General features: G+C 55.7%; 22 protein-coding genes. 3 read left to right on the forward strand and 19 right to left on the reverse strand.

Annotated features, from left to right (window positions below; translation table 11 throughout):
• Positions 1 to 194 precede the first annotated feature (194 nt).
• From ACMV5I_RS00005 to ACMV5I_RS00020, 4 genes are read right to left on the reverse strand one after another with little or no spacing between them, the layout of a single operon-like run.
• A complete protein-coding gene (locus ACMV5I_RS00005; protein ID WP_414823354.1) occupies positions 195 to 1,043 on the reverse strand; it encodes an SMP-30/gluconolactonase/LRE family protein in 849 nt (282 codons plus the stop codon).
• Positions 1,044 to 1,056: 13 nt separating this feature from the next.
• Positions 1,057 to 2,157 carry a substrate-binding domain-containing protein gene (locus tag ACMV5I_RS00010; RefSeq protein WP_414823355.1) on the reverse strand — a complete coding sequence of 367 codons (1,101 nt, stop codon included), beginning with the start codon at positions 2,155 to 2,157 and terminating at the stop codon, positions 1,057 to 1,059.
• Between the two features lie 14 nt (positions 2,158 to 2,171).
• A complete protein-coding gene (locus ACMV5I_RS00015; protein WP_074029130.1) occupies positions 2,172 to 3,257 on the reverse strand; it encodes an ABC transporter permease in 1,086 nt (361 codons plus the stop codon).
• Positions 3,247 to 4,788, reverse strand: a complete 1,542-nt coding sequence (locus ACMV5I_RS00020; RefSeq protein ID WP_414823356.1) for a sugar ABC transporter ATP-binding protein — start codon at positions 4,786 to 4,788, stop codon at positions 3,247 to 3,249. Before ACMV5I_RS00020 ends, ACMV5I_RS00015 begins: the two co-directional genes overlap by 11 nt.
• Positions 4,789 to 5,161: 373 nt before the next feature.
• Between ACMV5I_RS00020 and ACMV5I_RS00025 the strand changes: the two genes are divergently transcribed.
• Both ACMV5I_RS00025 and fabV read left to right on the forward strand, forming a co-directional pair.
• Positions 5,162 to 5,980, forward strand: coding sequence for an IclR family transcriptional regulator (locus ACMV5I_RS00025; protein ID WP_024530145.1), 819 nt, complete (start codon positions 5,162 to 5,164; stop codon positions 5,978 to 5,980).
• 155 nt (positions 5,981 to 6,135) lie between these two features.
• Positions 6,136 to 7,329: an enoyl-ACP reductase FabV gene (gene fabV, locus ACMV5I_RS00030; protein WP_024486034.1), complete on the forward strand. Its 1,194-nt coding sequence runs from the start codon at positions 6,136 to 6,138 to the stop codon at positions 7,327 to 7,329.
• 64 nt (positions 7,330 to 7,393) lie between these two features.
• Here the strand turns inward: fabV and uspE are convergent, their stop codons facing one another.
• The 5 genes from uspE to dalD form a co-directional block, all read right to left on the reverse strand.
• On the reverse strand, positions 7,394 to 8,356 hold the full coding sequence (gene uspE / locus ACMV5I_RS00035) for a universal stress protein UspE (RefSeq protein WP_024486035.1): 963 nt from the start codon (positions 8,354 to 8,356) through the stop codon (positions 7,394 to 7,396).
• Positions 8,357 to 8,482: 126 nt separating this feature from the next.
• Complete coding sequence (locus ACMV5I_RS00040; RefSeq protein WP_024486036.1) at positions 8,483 to 9,247, reverse strand: FNR family transcription factor; 765 nt, start codon at positions 9,245 to 9,247, stop codon at positions 8,483 to 8,485.
• 409 nt (positions 9,248 to 9,656) lie between these two features.
• Positions 9,657 to 10,946 (reverse strand): MFS transporter, encoded by a 1,290-nt coding sequence (locus ACMV5I_RS00045; protein WP_024486037.1) that lies wholly within the window; start codon positions 10,944 to 10,946, stop codon positions 9,657 to 9,659.
• Between the two features lie 57 nt (positions 10,947 to 11,003).
• Entirely contained in the window at positions 11,004 to 12,467 is a 1,464-nt protein-coding gene (gene xylB, locus ACMV5I_RS00050; RefSeq protein WP_202810153.1) for a xylulokinase, read from the reverse strand.
• Positions 12,468 to 12,479: 12 nt separating this feature from the next.
• Positions 12,480 to 13,865 (reverse strand): D-arabinitol 4-dehydrogenase, encoded by a 1,386-nt coding sequence (gene dalD / locus ACMV5I_RS00055; RefSeq protein WP_414823357.1) that lies wholly within the window; start codon positions 13,863 to 13,865, stop codon positions 12,480 to 12,482.
• 188 nt (positions 13,866 to 14,053) lie between these two features.
• On the opposite strand from dalD, the gene ACMV5I_RS00060 reads away from it, so the two are divergent.
• Entirely contained in the window at positions 14,054 to 15,001 is a 948-nt protein-coding gene (locus tag ACMV5I_RS00060; protein WP_414823358.1) for a sugar-binding transcriptional regulator, read from the forward strand.
• Here the strand turns inward: ACMV5I_RS00060 and ogt are convergent.
• The 10 genes from ogt to ACMV5I_RS00110 form a co-directional block, all read right to left on the reverse strand.
• Positions 14,998 to 15,522: a methylated-DNA--[protein]-cysteine S-methyltransferase gene (ogt, locus tag ACMV5I_RS00065; protein WP_071683477.1), complete on the reverse strand. Its 525-nt coding sequence runs from the start codon at positions 15,520 to 15,522 to the stop codon at positions 14,998 to 15,000. The two genes, ACMV5I_RS00060 and ogt, sit on opposite strands and share 4 nt — an antisense overlap.
• Positions 15,523 to 15,734: 212 nt before the next feature.
• Positions 15,735 to 16,046 carry a hypothetical protein gene (locus ACMV5I_RS00070; protein ID WP_414823359.1) on the reverse strand — a complete coding sequence of 104 codons (312 nt, stop codon included), beginning with the start codon at positions 16,044 to 16,046 and terminating at the stop codon, positions 15,735 to 15,737.
• Between the two features lie 341 nt (positions 16,047 to 16,387).
• Positions 16,388 to 17,242: a tagatose bisphosphate family class II aldolase gene (locus ACMV5I_RS00075; protein ID WP_024486999.1), complete on the reverse strand. Its 855-nt coding sequence runs from the start codon at positions 17,240 to 17,242 to the stop codon at positions 16,388 to 16,390.
• A 9-nt stretch (positions 17,243 to 17,251) separates the two neighbouring features.
• Complete coding sequence (locus ACMV5I_RS00080; RefSeq protein ID WP_174333343.1) at positions 17,252 to 18,415, reverse strand: SIS domain-containing protein; 1,164 nt, start codon at positions 18,413 to 18,415, stop codon at positions 17,252 to 17,254.
• A 469-nt stretch (positions 18,416 to 18,884) separates the two neighbouring features.
• The gene (gene agaR, locus ACMV5I_RS00085; RefSeq protein WP_260513834.1) at positions 18,885 to 19,655 is read right to left on the reverse strand and encodes a transcriptional repressor AgaR; all 771 of its coding nucleotides are present in this window, start codon (positions 19,653 to 19,655) and stop codon (positions 18,885 to 18,887) included.
• A 333-nt stretch (positions 19,656 to 19,988) separates the two neighbouring features.
• On the reverse strand, positions 19,989 to 20,897 hold the full coding sequence (locus tag ACMV5I_RS00090) for an ROK family protein (protein ID WP_024486607.1): 909 nt from the start codon (positions 20,895 to 20,897) through the stop codon (positions 19,989 to 19,991).
• Positions 20,898 to 20,915: 18 nt separating this feature from the next.
• Entirely contained in the window at positions 20,916 to 22,199 is a 1,284-nt protein-coding gene (locus ACMV5I_RS00095; protein ID WP_414823360.1) for a Gfo/Idh/MocA family protein, read from the reverse strand.
• A gap of 17 nt (positions 22,200 to 22,216) precedes the next feature.
• Positions 22,217 to 23,353, reverse strand: a complete 1,137-nt coding sequence (locus tag ACMV5I_RS00100; RefSeq protein ID WP_024486605.1) for an ABC transporter ATP-binding protein — start codon at positions 23,351 to 23,353, stop codon at positions 22,217 to 22,219.
• Between the two features lie 24 nt (positions 23,354 to 23,377).
• Positions 23,378 to 24,196 carry a carbohydrate ABC transporter permease gene (locus tag ACMV5I_RS00105; protein WP_021806473.1) on the reverse strand — a complete coding sequence of 273 codons (819 nt, stop codon included), beginning with the start codon at positions 24,194 to 24,196 and terminating at the stop codon, positions 23,378 to 23,380.
• 10 nt (positions 24,197 to 24,206) lie between these two features.
• Positions 24,207 to 25,148: a carbohydrate ABC transporter permease gene (locus ACMV5I_RS00110; RefSeq protein ID WP_098931052.1), complete on the reverse strand. Its 942-nt coding sequence runs from the start codon at positions 25,146 to 25,148 to the stop codon at positions 24,207 to 24,209.
• Positions 25,149 to 25,215 lie beyond the last annotated feature (67 nt).

Genomic DNA, 25,215 nt, shown 5'->3' on the forward strand with positions numbered 1-25,215 from the left:
ACAGCCGGGGCACAATCTCTCCCACGGGCTCATAGGCACTAGGGTTAGGGGGAGCTCACCGGCTATCTCCCGATGATCAGTCGGGGATCTTCTCCGCTAAGGCGGAGAAGATCAAGACATAAGGGTTGGGGTGAGGGGCAACGGTAACCTTAATTGGCAAACATCACTTACCCAACATCATTGAAATGCCGCTTTTACCCGTGGGTATTCAGGACAATGCGGTACAACGATGTGGTGGCGGTAATGTAGAGTTCATTGCCTTCCGGCCCGCCGAAGGTGCAGTTGGAAACACACTCCGGTACCGGAATTTTGCCAACTTGTTCTCCCTGAGGATTAAAGATAATCACGCCGTCGGCACAGCTGCAAAACAGATTACCGGCGCTATCTAGGCAAAAGCCATCTGGGATCCCCGGTGTGACCTGAGCGAAATGCCTGCCAGCCTTTAACTCCCGCCCTTCAACCTGATACACCCGCAGCTCGCGACGCCCAAGGGTAGGGAAGTCAATAATCGACATATCCGCCACGTACAGCAGGCTTTCATCCGGCGAGAAAGCCAGGCCGTTGGGCCGTTGCAGATCGCTGGCGGCAATGTTCAGCGAGCCATCACGGGGATCGTAGCAATACAGATAACAGCCGATCACTTGGCTTTCAGACTTGTAGCCCTCTTCATCGCCGATGATGCCGTACGGCGGATCGGTAAACCATAATGTACCGTCGGAACGCACCACGATGTCATTCGGTGAGTTGAAACGCTTGCCGTCCACCCGGTCGACCAGCAGTTGGACACTGCCGTCGTGTTCGGTGCGGCTGATACCCCGCCGCCCATGTTCACAGCTGATGACACGCCCCTCGGCATCGCGGGCATTACCGTTGGCATAGTTGGATGCAGCACGCCATACGCTGAGCTCGCCATTGCGTTCCCAACGGAACATGCGGTTGCCTTTTACATCGCTGAATACCACTGCATCCTGTTGCGGCAGCCATACCGGGCCTTCAGCCCAGACGGCGGGGGAACACAAACGTTCCAGTTGTTGTTCGATCATCTCAACCTCCCGATCACTTCACGCCCCAAATGGTTTTGTAATGGCCCTGATAGTCATTTTGCGGGTCATACAGGTTATTCGGGCCACCGTCATTGGCGATGTTCTCGCGGGTGACCAGATGGGCCGGAGTCACGTAACCGGAAGGTGCCTGCTTGGCGAAGGCACGGTTAAACTCATCCAGCAACTGCCAGCCGTGCAGCTTCAGCGGCTCGGGCACGGTGGCAGACTGGCTGTCACCGGAACGAATGCGTTGATAGGCAGAAATGGAGCCGTCACCGGCTGAGATATTAAACGGCGCATTGCTGCCGCCTTTACCGGCTGTTTTCAGCGCCGGGGCCATAAAATCGAAATACAGATCGTTGATCGCCAGTGCGTACTGGAACTTGTCACCGTATTTCTGCAACAGGCTAAAGGTCATGGCTGGCATACGGCTGGCGGTGTCTGCCAGCGGGGTGTCGATAAACTCTACCAGTTTACAGCCGCTGCATTTAGCCACTTCCTCTTTCATCACGTTGGCTTTGTCCAGAGCGATTTGGTACAGCGAATCGGTAAAGATCAGCACGTTGGCCTGCCCATCGGACTTCACTACCGCATATTGTGCGGCGATGCGCGCTACCTCGTTGGAATCGGAAGTGACGTTATAGAACACATCGTATTTGGCGATGGGGCCAGGCTCTGGCACTGCATGCCAGGCTGTCAGAACGATCCCCTGAGCCACTGCCTTTTTCAGCGGGATTTTAGCCACGTTAGGGTTCCAGCCGCCGATCACGATCCCGTCTGGTTTTTGGGCAATGGCCTGATTCAGCGACGACAGTTGGTCTTTAACCGAGCCGCCACCGTCCAGCGTTTCCAACTGCCAGCCTGCCACCTTGGCCGCTTCGCTCAGCCCTTGCTGCACTCCCTGCACGCCGCCGTTCTTCATGTCGGAGGCAATAAAGATGATTTTCTTGTTCGCCTGCAGCTGCGGCCCGCTGGTAGGGCCATCCCATTGGGTACTGCTGGCCGTAGCTTTGGCTACCGCCGCCGTAGCCTGATCGAGATAGGCATCTGCCCAGGCCGGTGAGGTGGCCAACAGCAGAGTGGTGATCCCGGGCAAAATCCAACAATGTTTCATGGCTGTGCTCCTGATTAAGGATTGATCGCATTTTGGTTGTTGTTGTCGGCAGATGCCGCCTGACTGCGTTGTACTGCTTTCTGATTGAGTAACCGACGGCGTTGGGCATAGCCCGCCAGCGTGATGGACAGCAGCAGCGTGGCGCCGTTGAATAACGGTTCGACCCAGAACTCCCCACCAAACTGCTGGATCCCCGCGATGCCGATCGCCAGAATGGCAATGCCGACCACGGTGCCCCAGACGTTCACCCGCCCTGGGCGAATAGTGGTACTACCGAGGAATGCGCCCACCAAGGCGGGTAACAGATAATCCATCCCGACGCTGGCCTGGCCTACGCCCTGTTCTGCAGCGATCAGCACGCCGCTAAAACCGGTGAGCACGCTCGAGGCGATAAAGGCGCCAATGGTAAAGCGATTGACCGAAATACCGTTGAGCCGCGCCGCAGCAGGATTGCCGCCTACCGCATACATGCAGCGGCCCAGCGGGGTGTGTTCGGTGATCAGCCACAGGATGACGGCGACGATCAGCACGTAAAAGGCCACAATCGGGATCCCGGCAATTTCGGTGTGATGCAAGGCGATAAAGGCGTCAGGCAAGTCGCCGACAATCTGCCGCCCGCCGGAGTGCCAAAGCGCCACCGCATACAGCACGGTGCCTGACCCCAGGGTGGCCACGAAGCTGTCGATATCCGCCAGCGCTACCAGGATGCCGTTAAGCAGGCCGTATAGCGCGGAAATGACCAGCACGGTCAGCACCGCCATTTGCCAGGAGAAGCCATATTCCACCTGCAAGGTGATCGCCAGGATGTGCCACAGCACGATACCGAAACCGACGTTCAGGTCGATCTTGCCGACGATCATAGGAATGGTGGCCGCCAGCGCCAGCAGGGCGATTTTGGCCTTGCTGGAAAGGATTGCCTGTACCGTCAGCATCGAGGCGAACGACGGCGTGGTGAGTGAGAAGACGATCACCAGCGCGATACACAGCAGCAGCAGGCCGTAGCGGGTGATGATTTGCATCAGCCATGGGCCAAGGCCGTCCTGCCCCAGGCTGACACGCTGCTCCAGCGCCGTTGATTTGACGGACGTTTTATTCGACATGGTATTCCTCCACAACGGCTTCCCCGGCGCTGGCAGAGGCCAGCTCCAATAAATTGGCGAACGAGACCTGCTGGTTCTTCAACTCGCCCATCACTTTCCCCCGGTTAAACACCAGGGCGCGGTTACAGATATGCGCGATCTCTTCAAAATCGTTGGAGATCACCAATACCGCCACGCCGGCTGCCAGGGATTTATTTAACAGATGATAGATTTCGGCGCGGGCACCCACGTCAACCCCGGCGGTGGGGTCTTCCAGGATCAGCAACGGTGCCGCAAGGTGCATCCAGCGGGCCATCACCACTTTTTGCTGATTGCCGCCGGACAGGGCGCTGATATCGATATTGACGTCCTTGGGGCGTACGTCGAACAGTTGCACCTTCCACCAGCTGGCACCGATTTCAGCGCGGCGGCTATAGCGCGAGAACAGTTTATGGCCGCTGGCACAGGGGTTGATAAACAGGTTTTCCCGCACGCTCATCGACATCACCAGGCTTTCGCCGGTGCGATCGCCTGCGACAAGCGAAACTCCACAGGCCATCGCCTGCTGCGGCGTGGTGGCTGAGTAAGGTTCATCGCGGAACTGGATTTCGCCGCTGTCTCGCTGACGCAGGCCAAACAGCAGGCGGCCAATCTCTTCCTGGCCAGCACCGCGCAGCCCGGCAAGAGCGAGCATTTCACCCGGTTGTAATTCGAAGCTGACCGGGCCGATATCTCCGACGCTGACGTTATGCAGTTGCAACACCGGCGGCTGGTGCTGCGGCAGTGGTTCACGCTGATCTTCCGCCATCGCTTCACCCACGATCATCTGCACCAGATCGCGCAGGGAATAATCGGCGGTATTGCCCCCAGCAACGTAGCGCCCGTCACGCATCACGCAAACCCGATCGGCTATTTCAATCACTTCATCCAGACGATGGGTGACGTAAATCATGCCGACTTTTTTGGCGCGCAGCCGGTTGATCACCGCAAACAGGTGGCGTACGTCGTTGGCGGGTAGGGAAGCGGTAGGTTCATCCAACACCAGCAGTTCGGCATTCACCGCCACCGCTCTGGCAATGGCCAGTAACGATTTCTCCGTGCGGGAAAGCTCAAATACGCGCGCGTCTGGGTCCAGGGCTATTCCCACGTCCTGCAAGGCTTCCAGCGCACGGCGGCGAATGGCACGCCAGTCAATCAGCCCGAAACGGCGGGGAAACCCCATTACCAGCGCCATATTCTCCGCTACCGTCATCCATTCAATCAGACCTAGATCCTGATGGATAAAGGCAATCGGCTGACGGCTATCACTTTTAATCGCCGCCGCCGAGGCAATGCTGTTACCTTGAAAGTGGATATCGCCGCCATCGCGCGGATACACTCCTGCCAGGACTTTGATCAACGTGGATTTACCCGCGCCGTTTTCTCCTAGCAGCGCCAGCACTTCTCCGGGCATCACCTGCAGGCTGACGTCGTTAACCGCGATGTTGCCGCCAAAACGCTTGACGATATGGCTGAGCGTAAGAATGGGTTGATCCGCATTGCCTTGAGTCATGTGATGCGCCCCTGTGTCGGTTCGCGCCATCAGCGCGATGCCAATAAGTGAACTTCTGCTGTTTAAATCAACCTTAAATTTCAACATGCGAAATCAGATTTCAAAAATGATATGCCTAACGTCGAGCTAAAGCAAAGCCGGGACGATTTTAATTCTCCTTAATAAACAATGGATTATTTTTAATTTTGTCAATTTGTGACGCATAACTCACTTATAAGGTTACCGGAATGTTGCGGGTTTTAACCCCGTTACTGAAAATGATACGGCGTTCCAACTTCACCTGATGCGGCCCATGGAGTAACATTCTCCTCCAGTAGGTCCGCTTCTTACGCCGTGGCAACGGCTGGCGGCTCAACAATGGAGAGACTTCGCTATGAGCCTGAAAGCTGTTGACGAAAAAGATGACAAAAAAGACAAACCCCTGGGCAGCCAAAGCCTGTTTCGTGGTTTGCAGCTGATTGAAATATTGAGCAATTTCCCTAATGGCTGCCCGCTGGCGCACCTGTCCGAGCTGGCAGAGATGAACAAAAGCACCGTGCACCGCCTGTTACAAGGGCTGCATACCAGTGGCTATGTTACGCAGGCGCCTTCCCCAGGCAGTTACCGCCTGACCACCAAATTCATTTCTATTGGTCAAAAGGCACTTTCTTCACTGAACATCATCCATGTCGCTGCGCCGCATTTGGAGCAGTTGAACCTGGAAGTGGGGGAAACGGTCAACTTCTCCAGCCGGGAAGACGATCACGTGATCCTGATCTACAAGCTGGAACCGACCACCGGCATGATGCGTACCCGCGCCTATATCGGCCAGCATATGCCGCTGTATTGTTCGGCGATGGGTAAAATTTTCATGGCCTATGGCAAGAGCGACTATCCGGATCACTATTGGCAAACCCACCAGCAGGAGATCCAGGTGCTGACGCGTAATACCATTACCGAATTGCCGAAGATGTATGAGGAGTTGGCGGATATCCGCAAGCAGGGCGTGGCGATGGATCGCGAAGAAAACGAGCTGGGCGTGTCCTGTATTGCTGCACCGGTGTTCGATATTCAGCAACGGGTGCCTTATTCCGTTTCGGTTTCGCTGCCTACGGCCAAGCTGCAACAGGTTGGCGTGCAGTCGTTGATGAAACCGCTGCTGGAGACCACGCGGCGCATCTCTCAGGAATTGGGGTTTGTGACGCAGGGGTGATTTTGCTTAACAAGGCAGATCCCTGACGGAGTTTGTGCTTAATTTAACAAGATTTGCGCAACATTTGTGCAATCTAACACATCAGATCACAAAAAAGGGACACAATGAGTTATCTTATGTCCCGATTTCATCCCTTTAACGGATCCTAGACCCATATGATTATCAAACCTAAGGTTCGCGGCTTTATCTGTACCACCACTCATCCGGTCGGTTGTGAAGCCAATGTTCGTCGTCAGATTGCCTACACCAAAGCGCAGGGCAAGATTGCCAATGGCCCTAAACGTGTGCTGGTGATCGGTGCATCTACCGGTTATGGTCTGGCTTCCCGTATTGCCACCGCCTTTGGCAGCGACGCTGCGACCATCGGCGTATTCTTTGAGAAAGCGGGCAGCGAAGGCAAAACCGCCACCGCTGGCTGGTACAACTCGGCCGCTTTCGATAAAGCCGCTAAAGAAGCTGGCCTGTACGCGAAAAGCGTCAATGGCGATGCCTTCTCCAACGAATGCCGCGCCAAGGTGATTGAGCTGATCAAAGCCGACCTGGGCCAGATCGATTTGGTGGTTTACTCGCTGGCTTCGCCGGTGCGTAAAATGCCAGATACCGGCGAAGTAGTGCGTTCCGCGCTGAAGCCAATCGGTGAGGTTTACACCACCACCGCTATCGACACCAACAAAGACCAAATCATCACCGCCACTGTTGAACCGGCGAGCGAAGAAGAGATCCAGAACACCATCACCGTGATGGGTGGCCAGGATTGGGAACTGTGGATGTCGGCGCTGGAAGAAGCGGGCGTGCTGGCCGAAGGTGCCAAGTCCGTTGCTTACTCCTATATCGGTACCGACCTGACCTGGCCAATCTACTGGCACGGTACGCTGGGCCGCGCCAAAGAAGATTTGGATCGCGCAGCTACCGCTATCCGTGGCGATCTGGCTGCCAAGGGCGGCACCGCTCACGTTGCCGTGCTGAAATCCGTGGTCACCCAGGCTTCTTCAGCCATTCCGGTAATGCCGCTGTATATCTCCATGGCCTTCAAGATCATGAAAGAGAAGGGCATTCACGAAGGCTGCATGGAACAGGTTTCCCGTTTGATGCACACCCGTCTGTATGGCGAAGAGATGCCGCTGGACGATCATGCCCGTATCCGTATGGATGACTGGGAACTGCGTGATGATGTGCAGCAGGCTTGCCGCGATCTGTGGCCGTCAATCACTTCGGAAAACCTGAGCGAGCTGACCGACTACACTGGCTACAAGCAGGAGTTCCTGCGCCTGTTCGGCTTTGGTCTGGAAGAAGTGGATTATGACGCGGACGTTAATCCAGACGTACGTTTCGATGTGGTAGAGCTTTAATTTCCTACCCCAGAATGTCAAACAGGGCCCAATTGGGCCCTGTTTGTTTTATAACGTACCGAAATCAATCCTCATCGTCGTGCTCGTCGTCTTCATCCATCACGATCGGGCAGTCGAAGTCATCCGGCTTGAGCACCAGCAGGTCGCATTTCAGATGGTCGATCACCTGTTCCGCGGTATTGCCGATAAACGCGGCAGAAATACCGGTGCGGCCCAAGCTACCTAACACCACTACGCCCGCTTGCAAATGCTCGGCCAAGTCCGGGATCACTTCCTCCGGCAGGCCTTTCTCCACGTGGGTGAATTCTTCGTTGATGTGGAATTTTTGCCTTAACGCCTTCATGGCGATCAGGTGCTGCCCGCGGATCGCATCGTTATAGATGCTGGGGTCAAAATCGGGCAGTTCGATGGCGATATTGATCGGGGTAACCGGGTAGGCACCTACCAGGTGCACTTCGGTTTGATCGACGTTTTGCGCCAGTTCGAGCGTTTCTTTCACCAGCCGGATATTGAGTGGGTCATGATAAGGCTCTTCGCTGGATAGATTAACCGCCACCAGCGCTTTACCCCCTTCAGGCCAAGGTTGATCTTTCACCATCCACACCGGGCAAGGGCATTTGCGCAGCAGATGCCAGTCTGTCGGGGTGAAGATCACCGATTCCAGCCTGTCGTGCTGATGGGCCATTTTCAACAGCAAATCGTGCTTGCCGCTCAGCACTTCCTGAATGATCGCCTCATAGGGGCGATTGTGCCAGACCACTTTGATTTCAATGGGGACACCGTCTTCAAGATAGAAGCGGCATTGCTCTTTAATCCACGCCGCCCGTTGGCTGATCACCCCTTGCCGCATCGCCGTTCTTTCGTCAGGGGAAAGCAGGGTGGTCATTTCGTAAGAGAAATCATAGATAGGAAGGAAGGCCTTAATCCGCCCGCCGTTCCGCTTGATCAGGTAAACTGCCCGGCGCAGCGCCGGTTGATCGTCCTGATTGGGGTCAATAGCCACCAGTAGATTCTGATACTTCGCCATAGGGCCTCCTTACAGCTGTAGATCAACAGTCTGTTTACATACAGAGTAACCCAACATTGAAAAACAGAACAGCGGCAGAGAGGGGCTAGGCCAACAATTTCAGCGAATCATTGGCCCAGTAGGGGATCAGGCGCTTACGGAGACGTTGATGCGTGCGACACCCGCCAGTTGTGACAGGGCGTCTGCGTTTTCGATGGTGATGTATTTGCCTTTCACGCTGAGGATTTCACTTTTCTGGAAACGCCCCAACAGGCGGCTGATGGTTTCCACCGTCAGGCCCAGATAGTTGCCGATATCGCCACGGGTCATGGTCAACCGGAACTCACGCGGTGAGAAGCCACGTTCGGCAAAGCGGTGCGACAGGTTATACACGAAAGCGGCCAGACGCTCTTCGGCGTTCTTCTTCGACAGCAGCAGGATCATATCCTGGTCGCCTTTGATCTCACCGCTCATCAAACGCATGATTTGCTGGCGCAGATTAGGCATTTTGCCTGAGAGGTCGTCCAGCGTTTCAAACGGGATTTCACAGACCATGGAGGTTTCCAGCGCCTGAGCGAAGCTTGGATGCTTCAGGCCACCGATGGCGTCAAAGCCCACCAGATCGCCCGCCAGGTGGAAGCCGGTAATTTGTTCATCACCCTGTTCGGTGATGGTGTAGCTTTTGATGGTCCCGGAGCGGATGGCGTACAGTGATTTCAGTTCGTCACCGGCTTTAAACAGCGTTTGGCCTTTCTGGATCGGCTTTTTCCTCTCGATGATGTTGTCGAGTTGGTCCAGCTCATGCGTATTCAGCGTAAAAGGAATACACAATTGGCTGATGCTACAGTCTTGGCAATGGATCGCACAACCACCAGACTGGATACGACGAATCACGCGTTTTTCCGGGATCATAGATTAAGCTCACGCAATAATTGATATGAGTCAATTTTAACATCTTTTGCGGCAGGTGATAAGTACAGCAAGAACAACAATAGCGACATTTTGTGTGATTTTTAAACAGGGTTGTTACTCATCATTCCGTAGCATACTGATGTTTAGTGATTTATTGACTTCGGAAAAGCCTGGCTGATATTGACTAAAACCATATGAAAAACGAATAAATCTCGCATTATCATCGGCTTTCTGCGATTAGTCTTATCGATTGTAGGGGCATTAATGGGCGGATAGCTTTCATCCGTGATGGTAACGTAGGATAACGAGTAAATATTTCTACACAAATCTGTGCGGTGAATGAGCCCGCCAGTGATAACGGTACTGTGCAGGAGCGAATGGGCGCAGCATGCTGCGCCCAGCTTTAAAATCAGGCGCTATTTTTAGCCAAAGCGTCATTAGCCGGAACATAGCGCGGGACGTTGTTATGTCCTGGCTGGTCAACTTTGACGATCAGCGTCAACACCGCCGCCACCAGATACAAGCCGGTATACACCCACACTACGCCTTCGATATCAAAGAAGGGCAGCACTATAGAGGCGATGGCTGGGGCCGCGAAGTTGCTCAGGCCAGCGGAAAGGTTATAGATAGAGATGGCTGCGCCTTTGTGGTTGGGTTCCAGCACCGGGAACACTGCGGTCATGGGGACGAAGGCCGCAACGGTGATCCCAAGCATCACTGCGGGCACCAGCGCGATCCAGAAATTATGGCCAAAATGCACCGGCAGGTAGTAAAACGCCAGGCTGGAGATGGCGCAACCGATGCAGCCAAACCAGCGTACCTGGCGCAGCCAACCGATTTTCTCCCCCAGAATGCCCCACATAATGTTGGTGAAGATGGTGACAAAGAAGAACACCGCCCAAATTTGCAGCCACTCGGACATGCTAAAGCCCAGCCGGCCTACATATAGCATCGGCATAATCACCGCAAAGCCAAACAGCGACAGCGTGTTGATGATGCGGATCAGGCAGGAGAGGAAGATATTGCGGTTGGTGAACAGGATCGTCACCGCTCGGGAAAGCTCTTTGAGTTTCTCCTGCGGTGACAGATCGGCCTTGGGGCTGGCCTCACCCACGTTGCGCAGCAGGAACATCGCCATCAAGCCACCGGCAGCCACCCAGGCAATGGCAAACCACAGGGTGCCGGTTTCGCCCATCAACGGAATGGTAAAGCTGGGCAGATAGCTGCCGACACAGCCGATGCCGATCGAGTACATCGCCCAGAACCAGCCCATCGCGGAAGAGAGCTGCTGTTTAGGGACGTTCTGCACCACCAACATCACAAACGAATAGATAAACAGCGGATAGGCCAGGCCACGAATGCCGTAAAACAGCAACATCAATGGGTAGTTACGCATCCCCAGGCCAAACAGCATAAACAGCACGTGCATCACCAGCCACAGGATAAAGCCGATGCGCATGGCTTTTTGTGGCGTGATGATTTCGGCCACCACGCCGGAGCTCCAGGCCGCCAGCGCCGCTGCCAGGCCATACACGGTAAACACCAGCGCCGACTGTGCCGGAGTGAATCCCATATCGGTGATGTGTTTAGACAGAAAAGCCATCTCAAAGCCGTCGCCGCTCATGAAAATGGCGATAGCGATGTAGCCCCAGAACAGGTTCATCGGCAGGCCGAACCAGTGTTTATGTGTTTGTGGCATAACAAACTCCAGGATAGGTGTAAGGGTACAGTCTTATTATTTTTTACCGCGCTGGGATCATGCCCGACGCAGGGCCAATTGTTGTAGATAGAGCTGACGGTAGGTGGCCAGACGTTCCGCGAGCAGAGGTTGGCGTTCGCCGTCCGGCAGGAAGCGCCGATCGATGGCGGGTTTGTGACAAACCTGCTCCACCGTTCCACCCGCTGCCAGCCATCCCAACCGCGCCGCGCCCAAAGCGCCACCGGCTTCACCACCGAGATGGGTGACCACCGGCAGATCGAGCACGTCGGCCATCAGTTGCGCCCAATGTTCGCTACGAGCGCCGCCGCCAATCAGTGAGCATTGTTCCAGTCGGGTCCCCGCCTGCGAAAGCACCTCAAGGCCGTCCGCCATGCCGAAGGCAACGCCTTCCAGTACCGCATAGCCCATTGCCGCACGCTGATGGCTGTGGGTCAGGCCGTGGAACGCACCGGTCGCCAGCGGATCGTTGTGCGGCGTCCGTTCGCCGGACAGGTAGGGCAGAAAGACCGGGGCCAGGCGCTGTTCCGCCAGGTTCATCTGGGCGATTTCGGCCAACAGCGTGGGTTCATTGCTGCCCACCAGTTGGCAGAACCAGCGTAGGGCACTGGCGGCGGTAAGCATCACGCTCATCTGATGCCAGCGCTCAGGCAAGGCATGGCAAAATGCATGGACAGCGGATTGTGGATTGGGGCGGAAGCGATCGTTAACGGCAAACAGCACGCCGGACGTTCCCAGCGAGATAAACGCATCGCCTGGATTAACCGCGCCAATGCCCACCGCGCTGGCTGCGTTATCTCCACCGCCACCGGCGATGATAATATTGTCAGCAAGGCCCCAGGAGCGGGCAATATCGCCTTTCAACTGGCCGGAGACTTCGCTGCCTTCTACCAGACGCGGCATTTGATCTCGGTTGAGGCCACAGGCGGCGAGCAAGGAATCTGACCAGTCCCGCTTGCCCACGTCGAGCCACAGCGTGCCAGCCGCGTCCGACATATCCGAAACCTTGTCGCCACTCATCATCCAGCGCAGGAAGTCCTTGGGCAGCAGGACGGTGGATATTTGCGAGAAGATTTCCGGTTCATGCCTGGCAACCCATAACAGCTTGGGCGCGGTGAATCCCGGCATCGCCAGGTTACCGGCAATGTCATGCAACTCCGGTGCGTTCTGCGTCAACTGCTTGCATTGTTCGGCGCTGCGAGTGTCATTCCATAAAATCGCCGGGCGCAAAACCTGATTATCACGGTTGAGCAGCACCGCACCATGCATCTGGCCGGAAAGCCCCAGCGAGCGGATCTGCGGCCACTGTTGCGGAATCTTGGCGCGTAAACGGCTCACCACCGCCTGCGTTGCCCGCCACCAATCGGCCGGATCCTGCTCGGCCCAGTGAGGATGCGGGCGTTGTACTTCCAGCGGTTCACCGGCGCTGGCGATCAGGGTGCCGTGGTCATCAATCACCACGGCTTTGATTTCTGAGGTGCCTAAATCGAGTCCTAGATACATGGTTCGCTCCCTTTATTGCGCCAGCCAGTGGTTAACCCGATCGATGGATTGGCGCAGCAGTTGGCTAAAGGCACTGCTGTGAGCCAAGGTGCTGAACAATTTCTCATCTGAGGCAAATACCGCCACCGGATCGGCCGCTGCGAACATCTGGTGGACAGCGGCGGCGTCCAGAATACCGTCCTGATATTCATAAGGCAGTTGGCCTTGGTGCCAGCGCTGCATAAAGACAAAGAACAGGGCAGGCAGCATGGCCGTGGCTTTCGGCTCCTGGCCGCGCTGATAACACTCTTGCAGCGTTGGGGTAATAAAACCGGGGATTTTGGAAAAACCGTCGGCGGCGACGCGCTGGTTGGTATCGCGAATATAGGGGTTGCTAAAGCGTTCCAGAACCACGTCACGGTAGGCGGCCAAGTCGAGCGGGCTAGGCGTCAGGGAAGGGATCACGTCCTGGGTCACATAGTCATAAGCCAACTGGTGGATGGCTGGGGTGCCGGTGCTTTCATGAATATAGCTTTGGCCAATCAGCGTGCCAGCCCAGGCAATGCAGCTATGGCTGGCGTTGAGGATGCGGATCTTGGCTTCTTCATAGGGCAGCACTGATTCAACCATCTCGACGCCGACGTTTTCCAACGCTGGCCGCCCGTTGATGAAATCATCTTCGATCACCCATTGGATAAAGGCTTCCCCCATTACTGGCGCACGGTCCTGGAAGCCGGTGGCTTCGGCAACGCGCTCGGCAACTTCCGGCGCTGGCCGTGGCGTGATGCGGTCAACCATGGTGTTGGGGCAGCGGGTGTGGCTATCGATCCAGGCGATCAGCTCTGGTTCTTTACGCAGTTGCAGGAACTGCATCAGGCCGTGACGGAAGCGTTCACCGTTATGGCGCAGGTTATCGCAGTTCAATAACGTGACAGGGTCACCATTAAGCTGCTTTCTGCGTGCCAACAGTTGGGCCATGGTGCCGTAAATGGTGCGGCAGGCGCCCAGCAGATCGGCCTGAATATCGGCGTTATCGCGATCCAGGTTGAACTGGTTATCCAGATAATAGCCGCCTTCGGTGACGGTGAAGGAGATGACGCGGGTTTCTGGTTTGGCCCCCTGCGCGGTCAATGCGGCCAGTTCGTTATCCCAGGGAATGACCTTGCTGATGGAGGTAATGGTTTCATACTGACGTACGCCCTGTGGGGTGACGGTCTCCAGCACGTATTGGCCTTGTTGCTCAGCCAGCGTATCCAGTAACGGCGTGGCGTCATCGCGAATGTTGGCAAGCGCAATCGACCAGCGGCTATCGCCTGTTGCAATCAGCCGATGCAGATACCACGCCTGATGAGCACGATGGAAAGATCCGGCGCCGATATGCAGCCAAATGGCCTGAGAAGAGTTCACTGGTTTGCTCATAACGTTCTCCACTAAAGGTTATTTTAGGGCATCCGCCCTTTTATTGGGCATTTGCTCTGTTAATGGCGATAGAGTAAATAAACTTTTGCCCTTTAAATGGGCTTTAGCTCACAAATGTGCAAATCGACCTCTGCGGGCAGGTGGAATGCCGGTAAAATGGGGCCATCAGGGGTAGCGGGTGAAACAACATGGTCAAACACGATAAGAAGCTGGATCAGGCGGCACGCGCCGCCTGGATGTATTACGTGGCCGGACAGACTCAGAATGAAATTGCCGAAGCGTTGGGCGTATCGCGCCAGGTTGCGCAGCGGCTGGTGGCATTGGCGATCGACAGCGGTCTGATCAGCGTCAACATTTCCCACCCGGTAGGGCGCTGCATGGAATTATCGGCCCGTCTTAGCGCACGCTATGGCTTAACGCTGTGTCAGGTGGTGCCTAGCCAGGGAATGGAGAGCGCTGGAATAAACCGCGCGGTGGCGGTGGCCGGGGCTGAAGTGATGGCGCAGTTTTTGCGCTGTGAACAGCCATTGAACATTGGGGTTGGTTCAGGCCGTAGCCTGAAGGCGGCGATTGATGAACTGCCTGAATTGGAGCGGCCACAGCATAGCTGCGTCTCACTGATTGGTGCGATCGCGGCTGATGGCTCCTGTACCCGGTATGATGTACCGCTGTGGATGGCGGAGAAAACCCAGGGCCGCTACTTTATCCTGCCCGCACCGCTGTTTGCCGATAGCGAACAGGATCGCGCCCTGTGGTGCAACCACCGCATTTACCGCACGGTGAACGACAAGGCCAGCCAGGCCGATGTGACCTTTATCGGCATTGGCACCATCGAATATCACTGCCCGTTGCACAAGGATGGATTTATCACCGCAGAAGATGTTGATCGGCTGTGCGAATCTAACGCGGTGGCAGAAATGCTGGGCCATTTTATCGATCCGCAGGGCCAGCGGGTGGCCAGCGAACTCGATCGGCGGCTGACCAGCGTCAATCTGTACCAACGGCCGGAAAAACCGGTGATTGCGCTGGCCGGTGGCGCAGAAAAGCATCAGGCCATTCGTGCCGCCTTGCTAGGCCGCTGGATCAACGGCCTGGTGACGGATGAGGAGAGCGCCTTGGCGCTACTGGCCGATTAAATCAGATCCTGGGGCAGGAAACCTTCATGTTTCAGCAGCCATTGTTTGCGCTGCACCCCTCCGGCGTAACCGGTCAGCGCTCCCTGTGAGCCGATCACTCGGTGGCAGGGCACCACGATACTGATTGGGTTAGTGCCGTTAGCCATGCCAACTGCGCGCGAAGCGGTTGGCCTGCCAATTCGCTTGGCCAATTCCCCGTAGGTGATGATCTCCCCACAGGGAATTTGCCGCAGTTGCTGCCAAACCGTGCGCTGGAACTCGGTGCCTGCAGTCATCACCGGCACAGTGTCGATGGCTGCCAACTCGCCAGCAAAATAGCGTTGCATCACTTCCGTCAGGCCGCCTGGGTTGGCTTGCTCCTGTATGACGAAGGGAGAGGCTCGATAATGGCTGTTGAGCAGCTTCATCAGGCGAGCCTCATGATCGGTCCAGTCCAGCGCGCGCATCCGTCCTTGCTCATCTCCGATCAACACCAGTTCACCGACCGGCGTCGGCATACGATCAATAAAAAAGGTCAGCATGTTGTTCACTCCTTGCGTTTGATAGGGCGATTATTACATGAAAGAGCCGGATGTGATGGCGGATTTCGGACATGCTGATGGGGCGGGGGCTAAAGGAAAAAACAGGGTACACCCAAGTAGGTATACCCCGAGAGGCGAAACGCCAAGATGTTAATAAAACCACAAAGTCATTTTCTATGGCTAATTGTATGACATAATTCCGTCGATTGGGATTAATTGTAAATTAACGTAATTCGTTGTAGAGAAGGGTCATTAAACACCGATTCGCGAATGGGTTTTCCCATTAATTCCGAACCCATGTTATCCAATGGCATTTGGATAAATTCATTGGTGTTGAAGGCGGTTTTACGATAGCAACTGGATATATATTGACCATCATTGCGCGCAATTTCGCAGGTTGGGGCGCTGATTTTGCCGGAAAACTGGATGCTCCCGGAGATGGCGTTGTGTCTAACTTCTTGTTTTGAATGGGCTGAAAGTGGCAGAGCTGCCAGTATGGCCAAAGCCGTAATAATAGATTTCATAAGCTATTCCTATTAGCATAAAGTAAAACCATCCATTAACAAAAAAGTCGATTATTGTCTAAAAAATAAACTTCCATTGTCTGATGATTTAATTTCCAACGTTACTATAATGTATTGAGTAAATAATAATAACAGCAATCGTTCGTTAATTGAATTTAATAGTAGGGATGGGCAGGCAGTAAAACCATGATTTAGATCATAGTGGGGGAATTTAGGGAGCGATGTGAGAATTATTACTTTTAATGCTGCTTATAATAACGGGTGTGACTTTAAATAGCGATATTAAAGTTAAGGCCGCATAGTCATCGTTATTCTGCGGCCCTTAACCTTACTCTTTAGAGTTACAGCATCCCCGCACTGCCACAGATACGGATCTTTTCTGCTACCACTTCTTTCATCGCCAATTTGCCCGGGACGATGTATTTACGCGGATCGTTGGCCTCCGGATGTTGGGAGAAATAGCTCTTCACCGCATCGGCAAAGGCGATTTTGAGTTCGGTAGCCACGTTGACCTTACACACCCCCAGCGAAATGGCTCGCTTGACCATCGCTTCCGGGATACCGGAGGCACCGTGCAGCACCAACGGGATCTCCAACTGTTCGCGGATCAGCGCCAGCCGGTCAAAATCCAGCTTGGGCTCCCCGTGGTACAGCCCATGAGCCGAACCTATGGCGACGGCGAGGGAGTCGATCCCGGTAGCCGCGACAAACTCGCGGGCGGCTTTTGGGTCGGTATAAAAGCCGTCTGCGGCATCGACAATCAGATCGTCTTCCTGGCCACCCAGGCGGCCCAGCTCCGCCTCTACGCTAGCCCCATAGCGATGGCATAACGCGACGGCCTGCGCAACCAGCGCGATGTTCTGCTCAAAAGGCAGGTGCGAGCCATCGATCATCACCGAGCGGATCCCGGCTCTGACCTTGGTGGCGATATCCTCGAGTTCTTCGTGATGGTCCAGATGCAACGCCAGCGGCAGGTCATGGCGCTGGGCTGCCGAGCGGCAAATTCCCACCAGATAGTCGGTACCCGCATAGCTAAAGGTGCCCGGGGTCCCGGCCATGATCACCGGGGATTGCAGTTCGGCGGCGGTTTCTGCCACGACCTGCACCGTTTCAAGATTGTGTACGTTGAACGCTGGCACGGCATAGCCCTGCCTTTGTGCTTTCAACAGCATTTCACGGTTGGATATCAGGTACATAACGGCTCCTTACAGCTCGGTAGCAGAGTAGGGATAAATGGTCACGCCTTTTACCACGCGGTTGACTTCCCCGGTTGGGCAAGGGTTATCCGGCGTCAGGCCGCGCGCCAGCGAGCTTTCAAACGCCAGCATTTGGGCGAACAGCAGATAGGGGAATAACAGCCAGATATCGTCGTCGGCATGATGCAAATCGGACTGGCCCGTTTTCTCCGTTGGCGAGTTACCCAGGCCAACCAGCTGCTTGGCCAAACCGTCGCGCTGGAGTTCGTCCCACAGATCCTGCTCATAACGCTCGGTATAGCGGTTGCTGGAGAGCATCAGCAGCACCAACGTCTGTGGATCGACCATAAATTTAGGGCCGTGACGCAGGCCCAGAGGCGAGTCGTAGCGGGTGACGATTTGCCCGGCGGTCAGTTCCAACATTTTCAGCGAGGCTTCCTCCGCCAGGCCGGTGAAACAGCTACTGCCGAGCACGATGTAACGGCTAAAGCCACTGCTGGCCAGGGCTTTCACTTGGGATTGCAGCGTTTCACGCAGTTCTCTACAGCGCTCGATCATCTGCGCCAGCGGTTGCTGGGCTGCATCCAGGGAATAGGGGCCTAACAGAAGCGCGGTGCTCAGCATCATGCAACTGAAGCTGGAGGTCATGGCAAAGCTCTGGTCGTTTGAGCCCTGTGGCATCACCAGGGCACAAACGTTCTTACGGCCGTGCGCGTAGTTGGCCAACTGGCTGTCCGGGTTGCACACCAGCATCAGGTGATAGCACTGGGGGAGCAGTTGATCTGCCAGCGCTACCGAAGCGACGCTTTCCGGGCTGTTGCCGGAACGTGCGAAAGAGACCAGCAGCGTCGGGCGTGACGGGTCGAGAAACTGCTGCGGATTGGCGACGATATCGGTGGTGCCATAGGCCGCAACATCCCGGCCGGTTTTCTCCCTCAGCCATGGGGCCAGCGCCCGACCGGCAAAGGCTGAGCTGCCAGCACCGCACAGCACAATCTGCAGGCGCGGGTTTTGCAGCAGCGGCGTCAGGAAAGCGGAGCATTGCTCCTGTTGTGCGACCAACTGCTGGTGCAAGGCAGCCCAAAGGTCCGGCTGCTGCCAAATCTCACGGGCGGTATGCAGCGCATGATGTTGCTCCAGCCAGTCCGCATCGTAAGAAAAATAACCTGTCATGATGGTAACTCCTTAAAAAATAAAACGGTTAATACCTAATAAATGCCTGTTGATGCGGTGCTGAGCCAGGTTAGGGTCTGGTGCTGTGAGTTGCCCCTCACCCTAACCCTCTCCCAAAGGGCTGTCTCTTATACACATCTCAAGTTGCGGTCAAATGGCCGTAATTTGAGAAACATAGCAGGCTGATTTTAAAGAGAATTTTTCCGAGTGCCCTATTGATTTTCTTGAAATAATTCCCATAAAAAACAGTAAGATGCCGAGTTGTGTATAAGAGAAAGCCCAAAGGGAGAGGGGATCGAACCGTGCCACCGGCCAACTCCTGCGCTCGCCACTAATTAGCTTCTGTACCTGGCTATTTCTCCGTACCCACCCCTTTGATTCCGGAGTTGCTATGTACCTGACTGCTGCTCCGTACCAGCTCCCTCTCCCTTGAGGGAGAGGGTTGGGGTGAGGGGGCAATCACCAATTCTCAACGGTCGGCGATAATCACCTGGACCCCCAGATTTTGCAGCGCATGCAGGTAATTGGTCGGAATGCGGCTGTCGGTCACCAATCGGTGGATCTGGCCGATCTCGCGGATCATGCAGAAGCTGCTGCGGCCAAACTTGCTGGCGTCAACCACCGCAATCACTTCGCGGGCCACTTCGCACATGGCGCGGTTGAGCTGTGCTTCACCGGGATCTGGCGTGGTGATACCACCCACCAAATCAAAGCCATCAACGCCGAGGAAAAATTTATCAAAGCGATATTGGCGAATGTGCTGCTCGGCAGCGGGGCCATACAGCGACCAAGACTTGCGCCGCACGCTGCCGCCGACCACCATCAAATCCACCTGCTCGTTACTGGCCAATTCAAAGGCGATATTCAGGGCGTTGGTCATCACCACCAGGTCTTTCTTACCTGCTAACTGGGTAGCCATCTGGCTAGTGGTGGAGCCCGAGTCGAGAATGATCGCGTCACCGTCGTTCACCAACGCGGCGGCGGCACAGGCAATGGCGAATTTCACATCGCGGTTGATGCGCCCCTTGTCCTGTAGCGGGCGATCGAAGGCGAACTGTTTATTGAGCATCGCGCCGCCGTAGGCCCGTACCGCACAGCCACTTTTTTCCAGATGGCGCAGATCGCTGCGAATGGTGACGGTAGAGACGGCAAACTGGCTGCTCAACTGTTCCACGCGCACCGTGCCCTCACGGCATAGCTGGTCGATAATTAATTCCCGCCGTTTTACGGTATTGATCATGAATAGCTGACTCCTGATTTACCCGTAGCAAACCCCGGCCGTGGCATAGGGGCCACAGCAACCGTTACAGGCGTATTTTCAGTCTTTCGTTGCAAATTACAGCAAACGAAACCACGCAACGCAATCGAAAAATTTAAATATAATCTTATATTTCAACCGGTTATTACCGTGGCGTCTTTCGGTTGGTCATCAACTGAAAGCCGCGTGGAAATAAACTGAAAACCGGTAATGCCTTATTTATTCGGCTAATATCTCCGTGACCACGCCAATTAATTCCGCCGTGGATGAAAGCTACCCACGGTGATTAATGCGGGTGAGCTTTCCTTAATTTTTTTATTGCCAGCTTTGGCGCAACAGTGCCGCACCGCGTACGCCGCTGCTGTCGCCATACACTGGGGGATAAACCATCGCCGGTTCCGTCCCTGGCAGTAGCCAGCGGCTCATGGCGGCAGGCAACTGTGCATAGAGTTCGCTCACGTTAGAAAGCCCGCCCCCTAACACGAAAGCGTCCACATCCAGCAACAGTTGCAGGCTGGCCAACGCGCTGGCCAGGATATCGATGTAGATCCCCATCAGGTGCTGCGCTAACGGATCGCCCTGACGGTAACTGGCGATCAGCGCCGGAACGTTGGCCGCGCTATGGCCAAAGTGTTGGCTCAGTGCCAGCAGACCGCTGCCGGAGACATAACGCTCAAAGCAACCGGTTAGGCCGCAATTGCAGACAAACAGCGGCAGATCGTAACGCTGCGCCAATTGGGCCGAGATAGGTGTATGCCCCCATTCACCAGCCAACCCATTGCGACCCTTGTGGAGCCGTTTGTTCATCACCAGCCCGCCGCCAGCGCCGGTACCGATGATGGCACCAAACACCACCTCCAACCGTTCGGTCTGGGGCGTGCTGGCCTCCGAAAGTGCAAAACAGCGGCAATCGTTTTCAATCTCTACCGGTCGCGATAGCTCCTGGGTCAGATCGTCTGCCAGACAGTGGCCCGTCAGGCAGGGCACGTTTACCGCTAACTGCTTGCGGCTGCGTGGGTCGGTGATCCCCGGTAAGCCAATGCCGATGCTGCCTTGGGTGTGCAGGCTGCGATCGGCCTGGCTGACCAGTTGCGCGATGCAGGCGAGAAACTCGCGGTAGTCGCCGGTGGGCGTACTGACGCGCTGGCACAGCACCTGATTCAACTGGGCATCGTAGGCGGCCATTTCGATTTTGGTGCCGCCAATATCAAAACCGTAACGCATAGCATGAGTAGCCACGGTTTACTCCTCGCCCAAGGTGATGACGGCGTTTTCCCGGCGGGCGCGTTCGGCGGCAAAGACCATCAGGTGACTCTGCAAAGTTTCCTGCGGGCCAGACAACACTTGCGAAGGATCGTTGGCGCGCACGGCAGAGATAAAGTGCTGCATCAGATAATAATCGCCGCCGCCGTGGCCAGACATGGTGTGCAGGTCCTCGGCCTCGTCCACGTCATACAGCGTTTCGCGGTCGTCAAGGAAGGAGGTGATGCGGATGTAGCGGCCATCGCCCTCCAGGCATCCCTGGCTGCCAAAAATGCGCGTTTTGCGATCTTCCATTTTGGTAAAGGCGGTCATGGTAAAGGCGGCGGTGCGGCCACCGCTAAACTGCATATTCACCACCTGATGATCCACCACGTTGTTATCACAGCGGTAGACACAGCGACCATAAGGGCCGTTACGCAGCGCGGCGACCAGATGCTCCTGTTCGACTTCCGGCGTCAGCACCCGCAGGAAGCCCGGCGTTGCCTTGTGATTTTCGCCAAGGTAGATACGTTTGGCGGAATAGGGGCATTCGGCCTCAACGCTGCAGTCCAGGCAGTTATCTGCAGCGCCCTGTGGCTGGTTTTCCTGGCGGAAGTGGCGTAACCCACCAAATGAGCTGACCTGCTCGCAAGGGGTATCCATCACGTAACGGATCCAGTCGATATCGTGACAGGATTTTTGCAACAGCATAAAGGCCGCCTGCTGGTCATTGCGCCAGTTGCCGCGCACGAAAGAGTGGGCCTGATGCCAATAGCCCACCGGCTCCAGATGTTGCAGGCTTACGATGTCGCCAATGACCTTATCGCGCAGCAGTTGTTTGAGTTTCTGGGTGTAACGGGTATAGCGCAGCACGTGTCCGACGGAGAAGATGATCCCTTGGCGCTCCACTTCTTCCACGATGGTGCGGCACTCACTCGCGTCCGGCGACAGTGGCTTTTCCAGCAGCATGTGATAGCCCTGTTTGGCGAAGGCCAGAGCCGGTGCCAGATGCAGAGTGTCCTGGGTACAAATCATCACCGCATCGGCCAGCTTGCCCGCCGCTACGGCCTGCTGCCAGTCGGTAAACACGTTTTCGGAGGAAATGCCGTGCTGGGCTACAAACTGCTGGCGATAGGTATCGCGCGGTTCAGCGACTGCCACCACTTGCATCAATTCTGGATGGGCGAGCGCATAGCGGGAATAAATTTCCCCACGAGCACCGGCACCAATCACCAACACGCGCACCGGGCGTCCGGTATAGTCATTAGATTGAGCTGACGACATTGCAAAGTACTCCCAAATTATCCCAGTGACTGGGTAGAGTTATTATTCAGGTTGTCACCGCTGGCCTGATCGAACAGGTGGGCGCGGGCCAAATCAAACGTCAAATGGATCTGTTCGCCGATGCTCGGTTCCCAGTCTGGCTGAGACGCAATCCGCAGCACGAAGCGTAATCCGGCCAGTTCGCAGTGCAGCAACTCTTCGTTGCCCATGCGCTCAATGGTGGCAATACGGGCCGGGAAACAGTTTTGGGTACCGGCAGCGCACAGGCGCAGCGCTTCAGGGCGAATACCCAGGCAAACGCGCTGGTGCGGATAGTTTTCCAACTGCTTTTCCAGCGCGGGCGGCAGAGTCAGCAGATAGCGATCGTCGATACGCAGTTGTGTTCCCTGAGCATTACGCAGCAAGTCCAGATCGTGCAGGTTCATCGACGGGCTGCCGATAAACTCGGCGACAAAACGGTTGGCGGGGTGGTGATACAGGTTGATCGGCTTGTCCACCTGCATGATGGTGCCCCGATTCATTACGCAGATGCGGTCGCCCATGGTCATCGCCTCGACCTGATCGTGCGTCACGTACACCATGGTGGCAGCGGCGCCTTCCTGCTTGAGTCTGTTGTGCAGTTCGATGAGCTGCACGCGCATAGAAACACGTAGCTTGGCATCCAGGTTGGAGAGCGGTTCGTCGAACAGGAACACCTTCGGTTTACGCACGATGGCACGTCCAACCGCCACGCGCTGGCACTGGCCACCGGAGAGCTGGCCAGGCTTGCGATGCAGCAGGTTGGTGATTTCCAGCTTCTCAGCAGCATCCTGCACCCGCCGATCGATCTCGGCCTTACTCTCTTTACCAATCAGCCCAAAGGCCATGTTCTTGTAGACGGTCATATGCGGATAGAGCGCATAGTTCTGAAACACCATGGCGATGCCGCGATCTTTGGGCATGGTGTCGTTAACGCAGCGGTCGTGGATCATGATTTGGCCTTCACTGACGCTTTCCAGCCCGGCGATCATGCGCAGCAGAGTGGATTTGGCGCAGCCGGACGGGCCGACAAACACCATAAACTCACCGTCCTTGATATCCAGATCCACGCCATGCAACGCCCGGAAACCGTTGGGATAGACCTTTTTCACACTGTTTAATTGAATACCGGCCATGTCTGTTTACCTTATTGTTCGCGGTTAGCCTTTAACGCCAGCGCTGGCGATGCCCTGGATGAAATAACGTTGGAAAAGAATGAACAGCATCAGCATCGGGATCACCGCCATCAGCGCCCCCGCCATCAGCAGCGGGTATTCCACTCCGGCACGGCTGGACAGCGAAGCCAGGCCCACCGGCAGCGTCAATTTCTCGGTCGTGGTGTTGACGATCAGTGGCCACATCAGGTTATTCCAGCTCCACAAACCGTTAATGATGATGCAGGCGATGATGCCGGGGCGGATCAGCGGCAGCATGATGCGCCAGAAAATGGCGAAGTAGCTGTAACCGTCGATCAGCGCTGCTTCCTCCATTTCCTTAGGTACTGCCAGGAAGAACTGCCGTAGCAGGAAGGTGGCGTAAATGCTGAAGATCCCCGGCAGCACCAGGCCGGTAATGCTGTTAACCAGCCCCATTTTCTGCACCACCAGGAACTGCGGGATCAGAAATGCCTGGCCGGGCACCATCAGGATCGAGATGCACACCAGGAATACCGCGTCACGGCCACGAAAGTGCAGGCGAGAGAAGCCATACGCGGCCATGGTGGCGATCACCATTTGCAGCGTCACGGTGGAGAAGGTGGCCAGCAGCGAGTTGATGTAAAAATCCGCAAAAGGGATCTCGCGCATGATTTTGCCATAGGCCTGCAAGCTCGGGTTTTCCGGCAGCAGGGTCAGCGGGATCTGAATGCTTTCGGCCTGGGTTTTCAGCGAGGTCACCAGCATCCAGATAAAAGGCACCACCGAGGCCAGCGCCGCCAGCGTCATAAACAGATAGACCAGGGCTCGTTTGCTTATCGTCATCAATGGCTCCTCAGCTCACTCTCAGGCGTTTGCCGATCGCCATCTGCACCAGCGTGATCACCAGCGTCACGGCGAACAGCACCACGGTAATGGCAGAGGCGTAGCCTTTCTCTTGCAGATAGAAGGCGTATTTGTAGAACAGGTTGGTGATGGTCATCACGTCACCTTCCACCAAGGCGCGGTCGAACATCAGGAACACCACGTCAAAGATTTGCAGGATCTCGATAAAGCTCATCACCGACACAAAGAACAGCGTCGGCACCATCATCGGCAGCGTGATAAAGAAGAAACGGCGCAGGGTGCTGATACCGTCGATATCGGCGGCTTCATACAGCTGGCGGGGGATGCTTTGCAAACCGGCCAGCAGGATGATGATTTTCAGCGCCAGCGACGACCAGATAATGATGATGGACACGCTGATGCGAACCACGTCCGGATCGGAGAGCCAGGCGACCGGCGCAATGTGCAGCAGGTTTAGCCCTTGGTTAATCAGGCCAAAATCTTTGTTGAACAGCCACTGCCACACCATTGCCACTGCGGCAGGCATAGTCACCGCCGGTAAGAACAGCAGGGTGCGCAACAGCGCTTTGCCGCGAATGTTCTGGTTCAGCCCAATCGCCAGCAGCAACGACAGCAGCAAGATCACCGGTACGCACACCACCACATAAAACAGGGTGTTGAAGGCGGCGGTATAGAAGTCATCGTCCTCAAACAGGTTGATGTAGTTGTCAAAGCTGATGGTCGTCCAGCTCATAAACTGGTTGAGGTCGGTAAAGCTGTAAAAAATGTTCTGTAAAAACGGGATGAAGTAAAACACCGTCAGGCCGATCACCAGCGGCAGGATCATCACCCAGCCCCAGAAGCGTTCGGCTCGCTCCAGGCGGCTTAATGCGGCACGAGGTTTGCTCTTTGCCTGTTTTATGTTGGCCGTAGCCGTTTCTGCCAGCGACATGTCGCCATTCCTCACCTTTGACTGCTCAGTGTTTCCGCTACGGCCTGCCTTCGGGTAGGCAGGCCGT

The organism is Serratia sp. T13T92 (assembly GCF_047530105.1).
GTDB classification, from domain to species: Bacteria; Pseudomonadota; Gammaproteobacteria; order Enterobacterales; family Enterobacteriaceae; genus Chania; species Chania fonticola.